General features: G+C 71.2%; 12 protein-coding genes. 7 read left to right on the top strand and 5 right to left on the bottom strand.

All coding sequences use genetic code 11. The features are described from left to right. Positions 1–51: 51 nt before the first annotated feature. Positions 52–2691: a DEAD/DEAH box helicase gene (locus tag F4554_RS05590; RefSeq protein ID WP_179786387.1), complete on the top strand. Its 2640-nt coding sequence runs from the start codon at positions 52–54 to the stop codon at positions 2689–2691. 9 nt (positions 2692–2700) lie between these two features. Here F4554_RS05590 and F4554_RS05585 read toward each other — a convergent pair whose 3' ends face one another. Further along, positions 2701–3480 (bottom strand): 6-phosphogluconolactonase, encoded by a 780-nt coding sequence (locus F4554_RS05585; RefSeq protein ID WP_179786386.1) that lies wholly within the window; start codon positions 3478–3480, stop codon positions 2701–2703. 91 nt (positions 3481–3571) lie between these two features. Then, positions 3572–4090: a DUF6790 family protein gene (locus tag F4554_RS05580; protein WP_179786385.1), complete on the bottom strand. Its 519-nt coding sequence runs from the start codon at positions 4088–4090 to the stop codon at positions 3572–3574. A 282-nt stretch (positions 4091–4372) separates the two neighbouring features. Between F4554_RS05580 and F4554_RS05575 the strand changes: the two genes are divergently transcribed. After that, positions 4373–6178: a DUF8189 domain-containing protein gene (locus F4554_RS05575; protein WP_179786384.1), complete on the top strand. Its 1806-nt coding sequence runs from the start codon at positions 4373–4375 to the stop codon at positions 6176–6178. Between the two features lie 48 nt (positions 6179–6226). On the opposite strand, the gene F4554_RS05570 is transcribed toward F4554_RS05575, so the two are convergent. Next, positions 6227–6820 carry an O-methyltransferase gene (locus F4554_RS05570; RefSeq protein ID WP_179786383.1) on the bottom strand — a complete coding sequence of 198 codons (594 nt, stop codon included), beginning with the start codon at positions 6818–6820 and terminating at the stop codon, positions 6227–6229. A 251-nt stretch (positions 6821–7071) separates the two neighbouring features. Here F4554_RS05570 and F4554_RS05565 point away from each other — a divergent pair, with 251 nt between their 5' ends. Both F4554_RS05565 and F4554_RS32935 read left to right on the top strand, forming a co-directional pair. Then, complete coding sequence (locus F4554_RS05565; protein WP_179786382.1) at positions 7072–8127, top strand: hypothetical protein; 1056 nt, start codon at positions 7072–7074, stop codon at positions 8125–8127. A 125-nt stretch (positions 8128–8252) separates the two neighbouring features. Continuing rightward, entirely contained in the window at positions 8253–9956 is a 1704-nt protein-coding gene (locus F4554_RS32935; protein WP_179786381.1) for a DUF222 domain-containing protein, read from the top strand. Between the two features lie 55 nt (positions 9957–10011). Here the strand turns inward: F4554_RS32935 and F4554_RS05555 are convergent, their stop codons facing one another. Beyond that, positions 10012–13230 (bottom strand): bifunctional cytochrome P450/NADPH--P450 reductase, encoded by a 3219-nt coding sequence (locus F4554_RS05555; protein ID WP_179786380.1) that lies wholly within the window; start codon positions 13228–13230, stop codon positions 10012–10014. A 98-nt stretch (positions 13231–13328) separates the two neighbouring features. On the opposite strand from F4554_RS05555, the gene F4554_RS05550 reads away from it, so the two are divergent. Further along, a complete protein-coding gene (locus tag F4554_RS05550; protein WP_179786379.1) occupies positions 13329–13961 on the top strand; it encodes a TetR/AcrR family transcriptional regulator in 633 nt (210 codons plus the stop codon). 96 nt (positions 13962–14057) lie between these two features. Here the strand turns inward: F4554_RS05550 and F4554_RS05545 are convergent, their stop codons facing one another. Beyond that, a complete protein-coding gene (locus F4554_RS05545) occupies positions 14058–15503 on the bottom strand; it encodes an NAD(P)/FAD-dependent oxidoreductase (protein WP_179786378.1) in 1446 nt (481 codons plus the stop codon). A 197-nt stretch (positions 15504–15700) separates the two neighbouring features. Here F4554_RS05545 and F4554_RS05540 point away from each other — a divergent pair, with 197 nt between their 5' ends. Continuing rightward, positions 15701–16537 (top strand): YoaK family protein, encoded by an 837-nt coding sequence (locus tag F4554_RS05540; RefSeq protein WP_179786377.1) that lies wholly within the window; start codon positions 15701–15703, stop codon positions 16535–16537. Positions 16538–16722: 185 nt separating this feature from the next. Next, positions 16723–18195, top strand: coding sequence for a glutamate synthase subunit beta (locus F4554_RS05535; RefSeq protein ID WP_179786376.1), 1473 nt, complete (start codon positions 16723–16725; stop codon positions 18193–18195). Positions 18196–18243: the final 48 nt, after the last annotated feature.

Raw genomic sequence — 18243 nt, 5'->3', positions numbered from 1 at the left:
GTCCGGCGCGGTTGGGCCGCCGTGCACGGCGTAGGGCACGATGGAAGCGCCATGTCGCTCACTGATCCGTTGTCCCCGCCGTCCACGTCCACCGTCCCCACCCCCTCGCTGGCCGCCCCGCGGCTGACGCAGCTGCACCCGCCGGCCGACCCTGCCGACGCGGATCCGGACTCCCTCTACGAGGCCTTCGCCACCTGGGCGGGTGAACGCGGGTTCACCCTCTATCCCCACCAGGAAGAGGCACTGATCGAGATCGTCTCCGGCGCCAACGTGATCCTGGCGACCCCCACCGGCTCCGGGAAGAGCCTGGTCGCCGCCGGCGCCCACTTCGCCGCGCTGGCGCAGGGCAGGCGGACCTACTACACCGCGCCGATCAAGGCGCTGGTGTCGGAGAAGTTCTTCGCGCTGTGCGAGATGTTCGGCGCCGACAAGGTGGGCATGCAGACCGGCGACGCCAGCGTGAACGCCGACGCACCGATCATCTGCTGCACGGCGGAGATCCTCGCCAACATCGCGTTGCGCGACGGGGCGGACGCCGACGTCGGCCAGGTGGTGATGGACGAGTTCCACTTCTACGCCGAGCCCGACCGGGGCTGGGCCTGGCAGGTGCCGCTGATCGAGCTGCCGCACGCGCAGTTCGTCCTGATGTCGGCGACGCTGGGCGACGTCAGGAGGTTCGAGGAGGACCTGACCCGGCGGACCGGGCGGCCCACCACCCTCGTGCACGCGGCCGAGCGCCCGGTGCCACTGGTCTTCTCGTACGTCACCACTCCCCTGCACGAGACGCTGGAGGAGCTTCTCAGCACCCACCAGGCGCCGGTCTACGTCGTCCACTTCACCCAGGCGGCCGCGCTGGAACGCGCGCAGGCGCTGATGAGCGTCAACATGTGCACCCGGGCGGAGAAGGACGCGATCGCGGCGATGATCGGCCACTTCCGGTTCACCGCCGGGTTCGGCCGTACGTTGTCCCGGCTGGTCCGGCACGGCATCGGCGTCCACCACGCCGGCATGCTGCCCCGTTACCGCCGGCTGGTGGAGACGCTCGCCCAGGCCGGGCTGCTGAAGGTGATCTGCGGCACCGACACCCTCGGCGTGGGCATCAACGTGCCGATCCGCACGGTGCTGTTCACCGGGCTGTCGAAATACGACGGGCAGAAGGTGCGGCTGCTCAAGGCGCGGGAGTTCCACCAGATCGCCGGGCGGGCAGGGCGCGCCGGCTACGACACGCTCGGCACGGTGGTCGTGCAGGCACCCGAACACGTGGTGGAGAACGAGAAGGCGCTCGCCAAGGCCGGCGACGACCCGAAGAAGCGCCGCAAGGTCGTACGCAAGAAGCCGCCGGAGGGCACGATCGGCTGGGGCAAGCCCACGTTCGAGCGGCTGGTCGCCGCCGAACCCGAGCCGCTCACGTCCAGCTTCACGGTCAGCCACGCGATGCTGCTGAACGTCATCGGCCGGCCCGGCGACGCGTTCGCCGCGATGCGCCACCTGCTCACCGACAACCACGAGGAGCCGGCCGCACAACGCCGGCTCATCCGCCGGGCGATCGCGATCTACCGCGCGCTGCTCGCCGGTGGTGTGGTGGAGCAGCTGGCCGAACCCGACGAGGCCGGTCGGCGAGTACGGCTCACCGTCGACCTGCAGTGGGACTTCGCGCTCAACCAGCCGCTGTCGCCGTTCGCGCTGGCCGCGATCGAGCTGCTGGACAAGGAGTCACCGACGTACGCCCTGGACGTGGTGTCGGTGATCGAGTCCACGCTGGACGACCCGCGGCAGGTGCTGTCCGCCCAGCGCCAGAAGGCGCGCGGCGAGGCGGTCGCGGCGATGAAGGCGGAGGGCATCGAGTACGACGAGCGGATGGAGCTGCTGGAGGACGTCACCCACCCGCAGCCGCTGGTCGACCTCCTCGACGCGGCGTACGAGATGTACCGGCGCGGGCATCCCTGGGTCGCCGACCACGAGCTCTCGCCGAAGTCGGTCGTACGCGACATGTACGAGCGGGCGATGACGTTCGTGGAGTACGTCGGGCTGTACGGCCTGACCCGCTCGGAGGGGCTGGTGCTGCGCTACCTCGCCGACGCGTACAAGGCGCTGCGCCAGACCGTGCCCGAGGACGCGCGGACCGAGGAGCTGACCGACCTCATCGAGTGGCTGGGAGAGCTGGTCCGCCAGGTCGACTCCAGCCTGCTGGACGAGTGGGAACGACTGCGCAACCCGTCCGAGGAGGAGCTGTCCGCAGGTGCTCCGGGCATCGGTGTCAAGGAGCCATTGACGGTGACCTCGAACGCCCGGGCGTTCCGGGTGCTCGTCCGCAACGCGCTGTTCCGCCGGGTCGAGCAGGCGGCGCTGCGCCGCTACGACGAGCTCGGCGAGCTCGACGCCGAGTCCGGCTGGGACGCCGGCGCGTGGGCGGAGGCGTTGGAGGAGTACTTCACCGAGTACGACTCGATCGGCACCGGCCCGGACGCGCGCGGGCCGGCGTTCCTGATGGTGGACACCGACCCCGACCCGGCCCCCGACAACGCCACCGCGCCCGGCCGCTGGCTGGTCCGGCAGATCTTCGACGACCCGAACGGCGACCGGGACTGGGGCATCACCGCCGAGATCGACCTGGCCGCCTCCGACGAGGCGGGCACCGCCGTACTCGTCGTGACCGCCGTCGGTCCCGCAGGTGACCTGACCCGAGCCTGACCGCCCGGGTCAGCCGACCTGGTCGCGCAACGTCCCGGCCGACTCCTCGTCGAGGAAGAGCTGGGCGTGGCCGATGGTGCGCAGGATCGACGCCGGGCAGTGCGGAGTGACGGGGCCCTCCAGCGCGGTGCGGACCGCCTCCGCCTTGCGGGCCTCGGGCGTCACCACCAGCACCGTCCGCGGCCGGATCAGCGCGGGCACGGTCAGCGACAGCGCCTGCGTCGGGGTCTGCGCCAGCGACGGGAAGTGGCCCTCGCCCACCTGCTGGCGCCGGCACGCGTCGTCCAGCTCCACCAGGTGGATCAGCGCGGTGGTGTCGAAGTCGGCGGGCGGGTCGTTGAACGCCAGGTGGCCGTTCTCGCCGATGCCCATCACGCACACGGCCGGGTCGAGCTCGGCCAGCAGCGTGGAGTACCTCGCCAGCTCCTCCTCGACCGGCTCGTGGTCGCCGCGGATGCCGTGGAACTCCCGCGGCGTGACGTACGGCAGCAGCTGGTCGGCGAACCACCGGCGGAAGCTCGCCGAGTGGTCCGCGGCCATGCCGGCGTACTCGTCCATGTGCAACACGACCAGCCGCGACCAGTCGATGTCGTCGCGTTCACGCACCGCGCGCACGAAGCCGAACTGCGAGTTGCCGGTGGCCAGGATCACCGCCACCGCGTCGCCCGGGTCGACGGTGGCGAGTTCGGCGCGTACGGCCGCCGCGAAGCGTTCGGCGGCCGCGGCTCCGGCCGCCTCCGCGGACGTCGCGACTGACACGGTGAGATCGTCGTAGCGCAGCTGGCGCATGGTTTCCTTCCGGGCGTGGGCTGCTCTGCGCGGACCCTGGACGTTCGAGGCCCGCGAACCGGTCGCTCGCCGAGTCTGCCACGCGCCGGCGTCAGTCGGCGGCCTTGGTTCCGGTCGTGGTCCGGCCGCCGGCCGGTTGGTGCCGCCGGTACTCCACGAGCAGCACCACCGCGACCAGCGGCTGCAGCACGTCGGCCGGAATGGCGCCCACGTTGGCCGTCGCGGTGTTGTCATGCGCGATCAGCTGCATGACGTGTCCCACCGCGTCGCCCCAGTAGAGAACCGCGAGCGCGACGACGGCCGCGGTGAGCCAGCTGTCCCGCTTCCGGACGCAGCCCACGCCGAGCACCCCGATCGCGATGTCGGCCCAGCCCACCTCCCACTGGAAGAAGCTCCGGTGGTACCCGATCGACGCCGCGACCTCACTGGAGTTGGGCCCGAGGTGGCTGAGTCCGCCGAAGGTGGACCACACGCCGCCACCCACCACGAACCACAGCAGCCACAGTTCGATCACCCGGGGCCGGGTGCGCCGCTGTGGGGAGTGGTCGACCAGGGTGTGCACGAGCGCCCCCACCACGAGCGTGGCCATGGTGAACGTGAAGTACGCCATGCTCCGACCCTAGGAACTGCACGGCCTCCGGCTGCCGCCCTTCGCGCGTGCCGTCGGCCGACCGGTCGTGGGTTGCGCGACTTCGCCACCGGCCGGCCCGCGTTTCGGTTCGGCACCGGTTCGGTCGTTCCGCCGCCTTTCTCCCTGTGCGGGGCGTACCGTCTCCGCTGTCCGGGATCGGACAGTTCACAGGTGTTCGGTTTCGCCGCGTTCCCGCTGTGGTCGCGGTGGTGTCGGAGAGTCGGTGAAGCGATGATGCGTGCGGAACGCGGATCTCGATCGGTGGCGGGCGCCCGGGCCAGGTTCGCCGCTACGGCGGCCCTGCTGCTCACGGGGGCGCTGGGCATGACCGCGACGGGATCCTCCGCCGCGGCGGACGCGGGACGACCGGCCGCGGCAGTGGCGGGTCCCGCCGCGGTGGTGGCGGGTCCGGCCGCACCGGCGGCGGCGATTCCGCTGCCCTCGTCCGAACGCACCGGCCCGGCGGTCACCTCGTACAGCCCCGGTCGTACCGACCTGTTCAACACCTCCTCCGCCGGCGACCTGCTGCAGCAGATCCGGTATCCGGGTGGCTCGTGGACGCGCACGCTCAACCTCGGCGGCGACCTCGCGTCCCAGCCGGCCGCCGCCTCGTGGGCGCCCGGGCGGATGGACGTCTTCGCCCGCGGCACCGACAACGCCCTGTGGCACCGCGCGTACACCTCCGGCGGCTGGCAGAGCTGGGAACGCCTGGGCGGCGTGCTCACCTCGGCGCCGGCCGTCGCGTCCCAGGGCCCCGGCCTGCTGGACGTGTTCGTCCGCAACGTCGACAACGGCCTGTCCCACAAGGCGTTCGCCTCCGGACAGTGGTCTGCCTGGGAACGCCTGGGTGGCGTCATGTCGTCCAGCCCGGCGGCCACGTCGTGGGGTCCGGGACGCCTGGACGTGTTCGTCCGCAACGTCGACAACACACTGTCGCAGAAGTGGTTCGGCGGTGGGCAGTGGCACTCGTGGGTGCGGGTCGGCGGCACCACCACCCTGCTGAGCTCCCAGCCCGCCGCGACCTCACCGGGCACCAACCTGCTGGACGTCGTGGCGCGCGGCAGCGGCAACAGCATGCGGCTGCTGCGCTGGGCCGGATCGGCGTGGACGTCGTGGACCTCGCTGGGCGGCACGTTCTCCTCCGGGCCGACCGCGACCGACGGCGACGGGGCGGTGCGGGTGCTCGGGTGGTCGCCGAACGGCTTCCAGTACGAGTCGGTGCGGCCGACGCCGACCGGCACCTGGAGCCCGTGGACGGCCGTGGACACCTACGTCGCGTTCCGCAGACTCGGCACCTGGGTGGACACCCTGGACTACGCCACTCTCGATCCGGTGTCGTCGGTGGCCGACATGCGCGCGCCTGACGTACGCACGCTCTACCTCGGCACCGCGCGGTTCAACAGCGCGCAGGACTTCTTCGACGAGACCGAGATGGGCCAGTGGCTGGACGCCGCACACGCGGCCGGGATCCGCGTCGTCGGGTGGTACGTGCCCGGCTACGGAAACCTGGAACGCGACGTACGCCGCACCGCGGCGATCGGCTCCTACGTGAGCCCGGGCGGGCAGCGGTTCGACGCGGTGGGAGTCGACATCGAGCGGTTCGGTTCCGACGGCGAGGTCACCCACGACCAGTTCAACCAGCGGCTCGTCACCCACCTGCAACAGGTGCGTACCCGTACGGCGGCGGTGATCGGCGCGATCGTGCCCTCGCCCTACGGCACCGACCCCGGCAACCGGTGGGAGGGCTTCCCCTGGTCGGCGATCGGGCCGAACAGCGAGGCCGTCGTACCCATGGCGTTGTGGTCGTTCCGGTCGAACTACTCCGCATCGCAGGTCTACACCTGGGTGAAGGACCAGACGACCCGGGCCAGGACGCTCACCGGCCGCCGGGTGCACGTCGAGGGCGGAGTCATCGGCGAGGGCAGTACGCCGGTGACGGCGGACCGCGTGCAGGCGTTCGTGAACGCGGTGCGGGACGGCGGCGCGGTGGGCGGCAGCCAGTACGACTACGCCACCATGACCGGCCACGAGAACCTCTGGCCGATCCTCGACCAGCTGAACGGCTGAGCTGCTGAACGACTGAGGTGCTGACCGGCTGAGGCGCCACCCGGCTGACTACGTCGCCAGCCGGGTGGCGAGCAACAGGCCCTTGCCGACGGGTACGACGGTCGACTCCAGCTCGGCGGAGCGTTCCACCAGCGCACGGAGCTCCGCCACCTCGCCCGGGTGGGAGAGCACGTTGTCGACGGCGAGGAGGCCGCCGACACGCAGCACGCGTACGGGATGCGGCCACCAGCCGGGGTACTCCGGGCGCTCGGAGTCGAGGAACAACACGTCGAGGCCCGCGTCGGGTAGCTCGGCCAGCACGGCGCCACCGTCAGCGGTCCGGAGTTCGACGGTCGCGGCCAACCCGGCGGCCTCCAGGTTGGTACGGGCCTGCGCCTGCACGGACGCGTCGACGTCCACGCTCAGCAACCTGCCGTGTCGCCGGGCCAGCGCGGAGGCGAACCAGATCGCGGAGTATCCGTTGGAGGTGCCGATCTCCACCATCGTGGTCGCGCGCATCGACTGGAGTACGACGGACAGCAGCGCGGCCGCCTCGGGCTCGAGGTTGCGGCGGCGGAGCAGCCGGTCCTCCTGCGCGGCGTCGTGGGCGAGTCCGTCCTGGTAGAGCGCGTCGAGCAGGTGTCGGGTGCCGGTGTCCGCCATCGTGCCGTCCTCGGGTTCGTCGTCGGGTTCGTCGTCGGGTCGCTTTCCGACTGTCAGCCGCCGGCTCGTACGGGCCGCTCTGACAGTCCTCCCGCCAACAGTCCCGTTCGGCAGGTCTCCTGTGACAGTTCGGGCGTGGCCGGGGCAGGACAGATGTCATGGGCGGCGGCGATCGGATGGCATCGTCCGGGGGCGGTTGCCGCCGCGACGCTTGGTCCATCGACACCGGCGTACGAACAAGGAGGCAAACCATGCGTCGCGTCGCACCTGCCGTCGGACTGTTCTTCACCGCCCCACTGGTCGCGGAGTTCCTGTTGGGGAACCTGCCCATCACGCTGCTCGTCGGTCTGGTCTTCCTGGCACCGCTCTATGGCGGCGGTGCGCTGCTGGTCCGGGAGTTCGTCCGGCGTACCGGCCGCGGCTGGCCGAGCATCCTGCTGCTCGGTCTGGCGTACGGCGTCTTCGAGGAGGGCATCACCACCCAGTCGCTGTTCAACCGTAACTACGTCGGCGCGCACCTGCTCGACGTCGGCTACGTTCCGGCGCTGGGCATCGCCGTCCCCTGGACGCTCGCGGTCCTCGCACTGCACACGGTGTGGAGCATCAGCGTGCCCATCGGGCTCGTCGAGGCGATGGTGCCGCAACGGCGGACCACGCCCTGGCTGGGCAAGGTCGGGTTGACAGTGACCGGAGTGCTCTTCGTCTTCGGCTCGGTGGCGACCACCGCGATGCAGATCGCACGGGATCCGTTCGTGGCCTCGGTTCCGCAGTTCGCCGGAGTCGCGGTCGTCGTCGTCGCCCTGGTGGTCGCGGCCTTCCTCATCCGTCCGCACCGGGCCGTCACTTCCACCGAGTCGTCGGTTCGGGAGGTTGGCCGGCGCGCACCTTCGGTCTGGCTGGTCGGCGGGTTCGCCCTGGTCTGCGGCTCGGCGTACCGGCTGACGCCCGATCACACGGCGGCGTGGGTCCCGGTCGTCATGATGGCGGCCATCGCGGGCGTCGCCGTGACGACCGTGACGTACTGGTCCCGCCGGCCTGGTTGGGAGCCACGTCACCAGCTTGCGTTGGTCGCCGGAGCGGCACTCGCGTACGCACTGCACGCCTTCATCGAGACCCCGATCCTTCCGGTGTCGACCACGGTCGACCGCGCGGGTGACGTGTTCTTCGGCGCGGCGGCGGTGCTGGCCATCGCGGTCGCGGCGCGTCGTACCCGACAGGCCCCGGCCGGCGTAACCGAGTCCGTGGCGCCCACTGGCAACGCCAGCCCTCACCGGTTCCCCACGCACCCGCAGCAGCCGGCGCCGTAACCGCCCACCGCCCACCGCCCACCGCCCACCGCCCACCGCCCACCGCCCAGAAATCCCTACCTCCGTTGACGAATCTCGGCTGTGGACCACGAGGTCTTGTCGGTGGTGGCCGATAGCATTCGATCATGTCTTCGAGCAGCTGGGATGTCCCGGCCGGTGGCGCCGCCGGCCGGGTCCAGGCTGCGCTCGACCAACTCGACGCTTCTCTCGACGACGCGTGGGTGACGCCGAAAGGCTCCCTGGATGTCGGCGAGGTCGGGTCGCTGATCGCGCAGGTGCGGGCGAAGAAGGCCCGCATCGAAGCACTGGAGTTGGCGTTGGTGCGTCAGGCCGAGGCCTGTGACATCGGCAGGTTGACCGGTGCGCCGAACGCGACGGTGTATCTGCGGACGGCTCAGCGGATGAGTCAGCACGAGTCCTCCGCCGCGGTCGGCCTGGCCCGCGACCTCGACAAAGAGGTCCGGCTGACCGGCGAAGCTCTCGCAGCCGGGCTGGTGTCGGTGCGGCAGGCGCAGGTGATCGCCGACGCGATCAAGAAGCTCCCCGAGTACGTGGGCCTGGACGAACGCCACCAGGCCGAGGAGTTCCTGATCACCAAAGCCCGGTTCGCCAACCCCGACGAGCTACGGGTGCTGGGCGAGAAACTGCTGGAACGGATCGCGCCGGAGGAGTACGACCGGCGGATGCGGGAGGAGCTGGAACGCAAGGACCGCAAGGCCGAGCAGAAACGGTCCCTGCGCTACGTCCCCAACGGCATCCCGCAGTCGGAGTCGGTGCACATCACCCTGCCCGCGTGGGAGATGGAACTGCTCCGCAAAATCATCGAACCCCTCGCCGAACCCGTCAAAGGAGCCGAGCCGGACCGGCGGCCCATCGACCAACGCCGAGGCGACGCATTCGCCGAAGCCCTCGGCCTGCTCGCCACCGCCGCGACCGCACCCGTCCGCGGCGGCAGACCACCCCAGGTCGCCGTCACCATCCCCTTCGAGACCCTGCTGAAGGGCACCGGTGCCGGAACCATCGACGACACCGCAACCATCATCCGCCCCAGACCCTGCACCTGCCCCTGCACAGACCCCAAATACGCCACCACCAAAAACGCCGCCACCAAGACCACCAAGGACACTAAGACCGGCCAGGCCGGGGAGCCGAAGCCGGAGGAGGCAGAAGGCCAGGACGAAGGCCAAGCAGGTAAGGAGAAACGACGATCACCCGGTACCGGCTCACTCGCGGACGGGATACCCCCACCGCGAGCACCGGGGCACGAATCACAACCACAACCGAACACCGACCGCGAACCGGAACCCCGTCCCCGAACGGATCCGGAGGACGACGCTGAACCCGAGGAGGGCGCGGCGGGGCCGGAAGCTGCCATCGACCCCCACGACGGCTGCCCCACCTGTGGAGGCGGCGGATCAGCCCGCTACCTCGGCACCGACGGAAAGCCGATCTCCGCGGCGACCGTGCGCCGGTTGGCGTGCGAGGCCGACCTCGTTCCGGTCGTCCTGGGCGGGGACGGGCAAGTCCTCGACCTGGGCCGTTCCGACCGGTTCTTCAAAGAACACCAGCGGCGTGCGCTGGCCATCCGCGACGGGAGCCACTGCCACTTCCCCGGCTGCCAGATTCCCGAACCACGCTGCATCACCCACCACATGACCGCCTGGGACGATGGCGGACCCACAGACCTCGCCAACGGCGTACTCCTGTGCCGCTACCACCACACCACCGTCCACCACAAAGGCTGGCACGTCCGCATGGGCACCCACGGCCACCCCGAATACGTACCCCCGGAATGGACCGACCCGCAACGACGAATCCTCCGCCCCTGAGAACAATGACGCTCCTGCGCGGCGGCAACTACCGCCGCACCCGCCCCGCGTCGGATCAGGCGAAGACGTCCTGCTGGTAGCGGCCCGCCCGCTCGAGTTCGGCCAGCCACTCGTCGGCGTTCGCGCCCGGTCCGCCCGTGTTCCGGCGGAAGATCTCCAGCAAAGCCGCACGCACCGCCGGCGCCATCCGTGCTCCGTCGCCGCACACGTAGAAGTGACCGCCGTCGGCGAGCGCGGCCCACACCGCGTCGCCCTGTGCCAGCAGGGCGTCCTGCACGAAGCGGTACGGGTGATCGGGCACCGCCGAGTACGCGGCGTGGACCGACACCACACCGGCCCGCTCCCACTCCGCGAACTCCGCTCCGTACAGCCAGTCGTGCTCGGGGTGCCGGCAACCGTAGAACAGCAGCGCGGGGCCGACCCGCTCACCCGCCGCCGACAGCGTGGCCCGTTCCTGGACGAAGCCGCGCAGCGGCGCGATGCCGGTCCCCGGGCCGACCAGCACCATCGGCGTGGTGGGATCGGCAGGGGGCTCGAACGCCGGAGCCGGCGTACGCACGTAGCCGTAGACCACGTCGCCTGGCTCCAGCCGAGCGAGGTACTGCGAGCACAACCCGCGGTACTCCCCCGTGCCCGCCCAGGCAGGACCCTCCACCAGGCCGACCGTCAACCGGGGCCTGCGCGGGTCGACCGCGGGCGAGGAGGAGATGGAGTAGAACCGCGGCCGGATCGGGCCGGCCAGTTCCAGGAACGCCGCGAGCGGCAACTCGATCGCGGGGAAGCGTTCCAGCATGCCGAGCACCGACACCCGTTTGGCGAGGATCTCGTCGGCGTACCGCTGCTGCGCCTCCGGCACCTCACCGCACAGCGCCTCGAGCTCGCGGGTCGTCCAGGGGCAGCCGGTGTACCGGAGCAGGGTGCGCAGCTGCGCTCTGGTGGCCACCTCCTGCAGCTCGACGAACTCCGAGAGCAGCAGTTCGACCGACACCGGGACGTCCACCGGCAGGTGCGTGCGCCGGCCGTCCTCCTGCGACAGCCGGACCACCTGGTCGTGGCGTACGCGCAGCTGACGCATCGCCCAGGCCACCAGCTCGGGGTCGTTCTTCGCGAACACCGCCAGGTGGTTACCGGTCCTGTACGTCATTCCCTCAGGGAGCTCGAGTACCACCGACCGGGCCGCCGGACGCGGCGCCTCCACAGCGAAGTCCCACAGCCCGGTCGCGTCACTGACCAGGTCCTCGCTGCTCACGACCGTGAGCGGGACGGCCTGGTCGGACACCACCGCCGGGCGGATGTCGGCCTCGGTGAGCACCTCCAACCGGTAGCGCGGCCCGTCCGCGGCACTGGTGTCCGCGCCGTACTCCTGTGCCAGCGCGGTCCACAGCTCACCCAGCCAGGTCTCCGCCATGCCGTCGAAGTCACCGGCCGCGTCGGCCTCGCCGCGCGGCACCACCGCGGTCGCGCCGGCAGCGAGCAGCCCGGCCTCAACCCGCCTGGGGAAGGCCTGGTAGGTCGCCCACTGGGTGTTGCCGGCACCGAGTACGGCGAACTTCAACCTGGCAAGGGACTCCGGCGCTAGTTCACCATCCTCCAGCAATCGGTCGAAGCGCTGCGCGTTGTCGGGAGCCTTGCCGTTGTAGCTCGCAGTCACCGCGACCAGCAAACCGTCGGTGGGTACGTCGTCGGCGAGTACGTCCAGCGTCGTCAGCGTGGTGTCGAACCCCGACTGGCAGGCCCGCTCGGCTACCAGCTGCGCGAGGTCCTCGGTGCTGCCGAGGTTGGAGCCGTACGCCACCCGCAGCGAGACCCCCACCGCCCGCACGTCCAGTGCGGACGCTGCCGCCGCGGCACCGGACCCGCGGGAGTCGTTGGCGGCCGTGGCCGGCACCGCTCGCTCGTGCGGGCGGCGCTCACGCACCCGTACGGTGAAACCCTCCGGCTTGATCGTCAACGTCTGCTTGACATGCATCCGGTAGGAGTGCGGGTCCGACAGCGCGAACTTCTGCAGCACCAGGGCAATCGCCAGCCTGGCCTCGGTGAGCGCGAACTGCCGGCCGATGCAGGCCCGCTCGCCGTTGCCGAACGGCTTGTACGCGTGCGGGTGGTGGTCGGCCTTGCGTTGCGGCAGCCACCGGTCGATGTCGAACTCGTCCGGTCGTTCCCACGCACCCGGGTGGGTGTGCAGCGGCGCGAGCAGGACGCTGATCTTCTGCCCCTTGGCGACCGGGTACCGCCCGCCGAGCACGGTGTCCTCGTACGCGGTGAGCCCGATGCTCGGGATCGGCGACCACAGGCGCAGCGTCTCGTCGAGGATGCGCGGGATGACCTCCAGCTTCATCACGGTCTCGTACGTCGGAACGCTGTCGCCGGGCAGCAGCCGGTCGACCTCGGCGTAGGCCTGGGCGAGCACGTGCGGGTTGCGCAGCAGCAGATACAGAGCGAACGACAACAGCCCGCTGGTGGTCTCGTGGCCGGCGATGAGGAACGTCAACACCTGGTTGCGGATGTTCTCGTCGCTCAGTCGGTCGCCGGTGGTGGGGTCCGCGGCGTCCAGCATCAGGCCGAGCAGGTCGCTGCCGCCGGTCCGTCCCTCCGCGCGGCGTTCGCGGATCACCTCGTCGACGAGGTTCTGCATGGTCTGGATGTCGTCGCGGTACGCACGGTCCTGCCCGCGGCGCATGCTGGTGACGAACGGCAGTTGCCGCATCCGCATCATCGCCTCGACCAGCGCGTTGCCCATCGCCTGCAGGAACGGGTGGAGCTCTTCGGCGTCGAAGGAGTTGAAGCGGTGGCCGAACCCGGTGAGGGAGATCGTGTCCAGGGTGAGCCGGGTCATGTCCTCGGCCACTCTGAGGTCTGCGCCCTGCCGGTCCTGCCACTTGCAGACGAGTTGCTGGGCGACCTCCAGCATCTGCGGGAAGTACGCCTTCATCGAACGCTGGCTGAACGCCGGCATCAGGATCCGGTGCGCCTGGCCCCAGGCCGGCTCGTCCGACCTGGCGGTGAACAGCCCGTCGCCGCCGAAGTCACGAACGTGGCTGAGCGGCGGGTCGATCGGCTTGTAGAAGCGCGACTCGTCACACACCTCGGCCACGAGGTCGGGGTCGTGGACGAAGATCACCTGCCGACCGGCGAGCTCCAGCCGGAAGACCCCCTCCGGATACTCGCGCGCCAGGTTGGCGAAGTAGGCGCTCGGCCCGTCGGCGGGCACCTGGAAGGTGTTGCCGAGCACCGGGACGCCGCGCGGGCCGGGAATGGGGAGCAGGTCGGCCATGATCGTCACTTCCTCGTCGGGTCCGGGCCACCCGGGGCGGGCAGCCATACACCGTATGACTAGTTACCATACACCGTATGGCTGATACGGTACGAGCCATGGTCACCAGGTCAGGCCGGACGCAACAGGCGCGGCAGGTGCGGCAGGCAGCACGGAAGGACCCGCCCCATCTCACGCCCGAGCTCATCCACTCCACCGCGCTGGCAATGGTCGACGCGGATGGCATCGAGGGCCTGAGCATGCGCAAGCTCGCCGCTGCGCTGGGCGTCAACCCGATGTCGCTGTACCACCACGTGCCCAACAAGGCGGCCCTGCTGCTGGGCATCTCCCAGCTGGCCGTCGCCGACCTGCGGATCACACCGGCCGACGACGACACGCCCTGGCCGGAGCAACTGCGCCAGATCGGGCACAGCTTCCGCGCGCTCGCTCACCAGCACAGCAACCTGATCGTCTACCTGCTGGGCCACCCCGGGTTCATCCAGCGCGAGGGGCCGCTGTGGGGGGCGTTGTGCCACACGTTGTGGCGCGCCGGCCTTCCCGATGCCGAGGTGGGCCGGATCGGCAACGTGCTGCTCACGTTCGTCTCCGGATTCGTCCTCGCCGAGATCAACGGCTCACTGGGTGACCTGCTCGACTCCGCGGACGCGGCGGAGATCGACCGCAGCTTCGAGGCCGGCGTGGACATCCTCGTCGCCGGGCTGGGCGCGCGCGGAGCTTCGCCCGCGAACTGACGCAATCACCTCGTACGGCCTCGTCGTACCGACTCTTTCGTTACGACGTGTTTCGTACGACTTGTTTCGTACGACATCCCGGCGCTGCGTCGCGAGCTACCGCGCAGCCAGGGCGGCGGCGAGCTCCTCGTCGGACGGGTCCGGCAACGGCGGCGGGTCGACGCTCGCCAGGATCTCCCGAACCCGGCGTACGACCACCGGGTCGGCCAGGATCTCCTCGGCCGGGGTGAGCATGCCGAGCAGCCGGACCTGGGCACGGAAGAGTTCGGGATCGAAGCCGGCCGCCTGACGCAGCGATGCGAGGTCGACCCGCCCGTCGGCCGGCCCAGCCGGCCCAGCCGGCCCACCAGACGCAGCCGACTCAGCCGACGCGGATGTACGTCGAAGCGCCCGCCGCAGCGCGGCGAGCCGGGCGGCGTCGATCGCGGCCTGGTCGGCGAACCACGGCTCGATCCGGGTGGACGTCAGCTCGTCCATCACCTTGGTCAGCTCCTCGACCGGGTACTCCCCCACCGCCTCGGCCAGGTGGATCACCTCCTGCAGGGCGAACGCGATCCCGCGGGCGAAGGTCGGGTTGGTGGTGCACAGCGAGTCGCCGACGGCGAGGATCCCGGACGCGACGGGGGTGCCGTCCACCACCAACCGGCGCAACGTGTTGTGCAGGTCGCCCATCGGGTAGATGTCGGTCTCCGGGTCCATCGCGTCCAGCCAGGCGGCCGCCTGCGGCACGGTGCGCGCAACGGCGGTGAACGCGGCGGGGTCCCGCACCGCCTTGAACGCGCGGTCCTCCGCCGGCGGCACGAGGCACAGCCCCACCGTGTCGTGGTCGCAGCCGAACATCGCCAGCATGAACCTCCGCATCGGGAGGTTCACCACCGTCGCCGGTGAGCCGGGCAGCGTCGCGCCGGGCCGCAGCCGGTAGTAGCGCGTGTAGTAGGCGACGCCGCACTCGGCGGCGGTGACCTCGGTGGGGCGCGCGCCGATCCCACGCAGCCACTGGTCGATGCGGGTACGCCGGCCGGACGCGTCCAGCACGAGGTCGGCCTCGACGGTCCCGGCGTCGGTGGTCACCCCGGTCACCCGCGGCGGGTCCCCGGCGGTCGCCGTCAGGCCGGTGACGCGTACGCCCGAACACAGGGTGACGCGCGGCTCCGCGGCGGCCGTTCGCCGGATCACCCAGTCGATGGTCGAACGCCGGAACAACAACATGGTGAGCTCGTCGTCGCCCGGCCGCGGCGACCGGTCGGCCAGGGTGGGCGGCATCTGCTGGGCGAGGGAGTACTCCACGACGCCGGCGTCCAGCCAGCCCGCGTACACGTCCGGGAGATGTTCGCGCACGGGCAGCCGGCCCAGCGGCCGGATCACGTGCAGCTGCACGATCTGGGGCGCACCCGCACGGAACGCCGTCGCCGCGGCGGCCTCCAGGTCACCGGCCGGAGCCAGGTCGTCCCGGTCGAGCACGATCACCTCGTGCCCGCGCCTGCCGAGAAGCGTCGCCGCGACCAGCCCGGCCAGGCTGCCGCCGACCACCGCGATCCGCATGGCGGACCTCCCGCTCGGACACCGCCCGGGCGTACGGCCCCGTACCGTCGACCATGACGGGCGGTGTGTCCATGGGGAACGTACATACCGGCCGCGCGGTGCCGCAACGACCCACCGGCAACGATGCGGACTCGAGGCGTGAGCCGAACCTCCTGATGCGCCCACACCCGTGCCGTTGTGGAATCGTCGGTGACGACATGACCGAACCGCCAGAACTGCCAGAACCGTCAGAACCGCCCGAACGGCCCCAGCCGTCCGGGACGCCACCGGCCTCGCCGGCGCCCGGACCTTCGCCCTCGCACCGCCCGCCGCCCCCGCCGACGCCCGCACTCACCCTGCTGGCGCTGGGCTCGGGCGCGACCGACGCCCTCAGCTTCGCCGCCCTCGGGGGCGCGTTCACCAGCGTGATGACCGGCAACCTCGTGCTCACCGGACTCGCCGCCGGAAAGGCCCAGCCGGCCCGGGACCTGCTGCCGTCGATCTTCGCCATCGCCGCGTTCGTCACCGGCGTGTTCCTCGTGTCCCGTCTGCTCCGCACCGCGCGTTCCAGCCCGCAGGACCCGTGGCCGCCGCGAATCACCGTGGCGCTGGCGATCACGGCGCTCGCCCAGGCTGTCGTACTCACCGGCTGGCTGGTCACCGCCGGGCAGCCGACGCGGCCGGCGCAGGCCGGGCTCATCGTGCTCGCCGGGCTGGCCATGGGGTCGCAGAGCGCGGCGGTCAACGCGCTGTGCCTGCCCGCGGCGGCCACGACGTACCTCACCGGCACACTGGCCATGCTCACCAGCGAACTCGCCACCGCAGGGGCCCGGCCGACCGTCCTCCGCCGGCTGGCCCTGCTGCTGGCGGTGGTGGTCGGTGCGGCCGGCGAGGCGCTGCTGCTGGACCACGCACGCAGGCTCGCTCCGGTGCTGCAGGTGAGCGCCGCCGTCGCGGTGGTGGCACTCGGCGTGGTGCGCGACCTCCGCCACCGCAGGTCTGCGCGTACGCCTGAAACCCTTGTGGACAACGCGAAACCCGCAAACCCGGACTGATTCGTACGACCGTCGCGGAACCGGCCGGCCCGCGGGGCCCGCGCTAGCATCGGTATGGCCGTACGCACGTCGACGCCCGTCGGTGACTGTCAACGCCGGCTTGCGCGCCGACCGACCAACAGTTCGACCCAGTCCAGACCCAGTTCAGACCCAGTCCAGACCCAGCCCGTACCCAAGCCCGGACCATGCCTGCCGAACCCTGGGGATTCCTGCACCACGCGCGCGTGGAGTTCCGCAAGCGGCCGATCGCCGAACGCCTGCGGGACTGGCGGGCCGTGCTCCAGCCGCCGCTGACCGAGACCGCGCGCACCCAGGCCGCACGGTGCATGGACTGCGGAGTGCCGTTCTGCCACGCCGGCTGTCCGCTCGGCAACCTCATCCCGGAGTGGAACGAGTACGTCGCCCGCGACGAGTGGCACCGCGCCCTGGACTCCCTGCACGCCACCAACAACTTCCCCGAGTTCACCGGCTGGCTGTGTCCCGCGCCCTGCGAACCCGCCTGCGTCCTCGCCATCAACGCCGCGCCGGTCAGCATCAAGCAGGTCGAGCTCGCGATCATCGAACACGCCTGGACGCGGGACTGGGTACGCCCGTGCCCGGCGCCGATCCGCACCGGCCGGCGGGTCGCGGTGGTGGGTTCGGGTCCGGCGGGCCTGGCCGCCGCGCAACAGCTCGCCCGCGCGGGCCACGACGTCCACGTGTTCGAACGCGACGACCGGATCGGCGGCCTGCTGCGGTACGGCATCCCCGACTTCAAGCTGGAGAAGCGGGTCATCGACCGGCGGCTCGGCCAGCTCGCGGCGGAGGGCGTGCGCTTCCGCCCGGGAGTCGACGCGGGAACGGACGTGTCCGGTGCGTGGCTGCGTGCGCAGTACGACGCCGTCGTCCTCGCTGTCGGTGCGCTGCGACCGCGCGAGCTGGACCTGCCCGGACGCGGCCTCGCCGGGATCCACCAGGCGATGGACTACCTCCCGCAGGCCAACCGGGTCGAGGCCGGCGACCTCCGTACGCCCGCGATCGACGCGATCGGCTGCCACGTCGTCATCATCGGCGGCGGGGACACCGCGGCCGACTGCCTGGGCACGGCGAACCGGCAGGGCGCGGTCGAGGTCCGCCAGCTCGACCACAACCCCCGGCCTCCGCAGCTGCGCGACGAGGAGAACAACCCCTGGCCGCAGTGGCCCAGGGTGCATCGGGTCTCTCCCGCGCACGAGGAGGGCGTGGTGGAGGACTGGTCCCGCGAGGTGGTCGCCTTCGTGGGTGACGAACGAGGTCACGTACGCCAGGTGCGCACAGCCGTGGTGGAGCGCCGGTTCGACGCGCGCGGTCACCGGTGGTTCCACGTCGTACGGGACAGCGAGGAGGACCTGCCCGCGGATCTCGTGCTGCTGGCGGCGGGGTTCGTCGGACCCGACGCGACATCGCTGCTGGACCAGCTCGATGTGCAGCTCGACCCGCGTAACGGCACGGTCCTCGTCGACGACGGGTGGGAGACGACCGCCCCGGGCGTCTTCTGCTGCGGCGACGCCCAGCGAGGCGCGAGCCTGGTGGTGTGGGCGATCGCCGAGGGACGGGCCTGCGCGGCACGGGTGGACCACGACCTCACCGGACGCGGCGTGCTGCCCGATCCGGTGGCGCCTTCCACCCGGCCCCTCTGACCCGTCCGCGTCGTAGAGCCGACCTGTGCAGCTGTGTACGGCCGACTT

It is taken from the genome of Actinopolymorpha rutila (assembly GCF_013407855.1).
Taxonomy (GTDB): domain Bacteria; phylum Actinomycetota; class Actinomycetes; order Propionibacteriales; family Actinopolymorphaceae; genus Actinopolymorpha; species Actinopolymorpha rutila.
This window is presented reverse-complemented; position numbering and strand designations above follow the sequence as displayed.

Bases quoted from the DNA above. Each gene is read 5' to 3' on its own strand.
- F4554_RS05590 (WP_179786387.1), top strand. From the start codon at position 52: ATGTCGCTCACTGATCCGTTGTCCCCGCCGTCCACGTCCACCGTCCCC.
- F4554_RS05585 (WP_179786386.1), bottom strand. From the start codon at position 3,480: ATGCGCCAGCTGCGCTACGACGATCTCACCGTGTCAGTCGCGACGTCC.
- F4554_RS05580 (WP_179786385.1), bottom strand. From the start codon at position 4,090: ATGGCGTACTTCACGTTCACCATGGCCACGCTCGTGGTGGGGGCGCTC.
- F4554_RS05570 (WP_179786383.1), bottom strand. From the start codon at position 6,820: ATGGCGGACACCGGCACCCGACACCTGCTCGACGCGCTCTACCAGGAC.
- F4554_RS05565 (WP_179786382.1), top strand. From the start codon at position 7,072: ATGCGTCGCGTCGCACCTGCCGTCGGACTGTTCTTCACCGCCCCACTG.
- F4554_RS32935 (WP_179786381.1), top strand. From the start codon at position 8,253: ATGTCTTCGAGCAGCTGGGATGTCCCGGCCGGTGGCGCCGCCGGCCGG.
- F4554_RS05555 (WP_179786380.1), bottom strand. From the start codon at position 13,230: ATGGCCGACCTGCTCCCCATTCCCGGCCCGCGCGGCGTCCCGGTGCTC.
- F4554_RS05550 (WP_179786379.1), top strand. From the start codon at position 13,329: ATGGTCACCAGGTCAGGCCGGACGCAACAGGCGCGGCAGGTGCGGCAG.
- F4554_RS05545 (WP_179786378.1), bottom strand. From the start codon at position 15,503: ATGCGGATCGCGGTGGTCGGCGGCAGCCTGGCCGGGCTGGTCGCGGCG.
- F4554_RS05540 (WP_179786377.1), top strand. From the start codon at position 15,701: ATGACCGAACCGCCAGAACTGCCAGAACCGTCAGAACCGCCCGAACGG.
- F4554_RS05535 (WP_179786376.1), top strand. From the start codon at position 16,723: ATGCCTGCCGAACCCTGGGGATTCCTGCACCACGCGCGCGTGGAGTTC.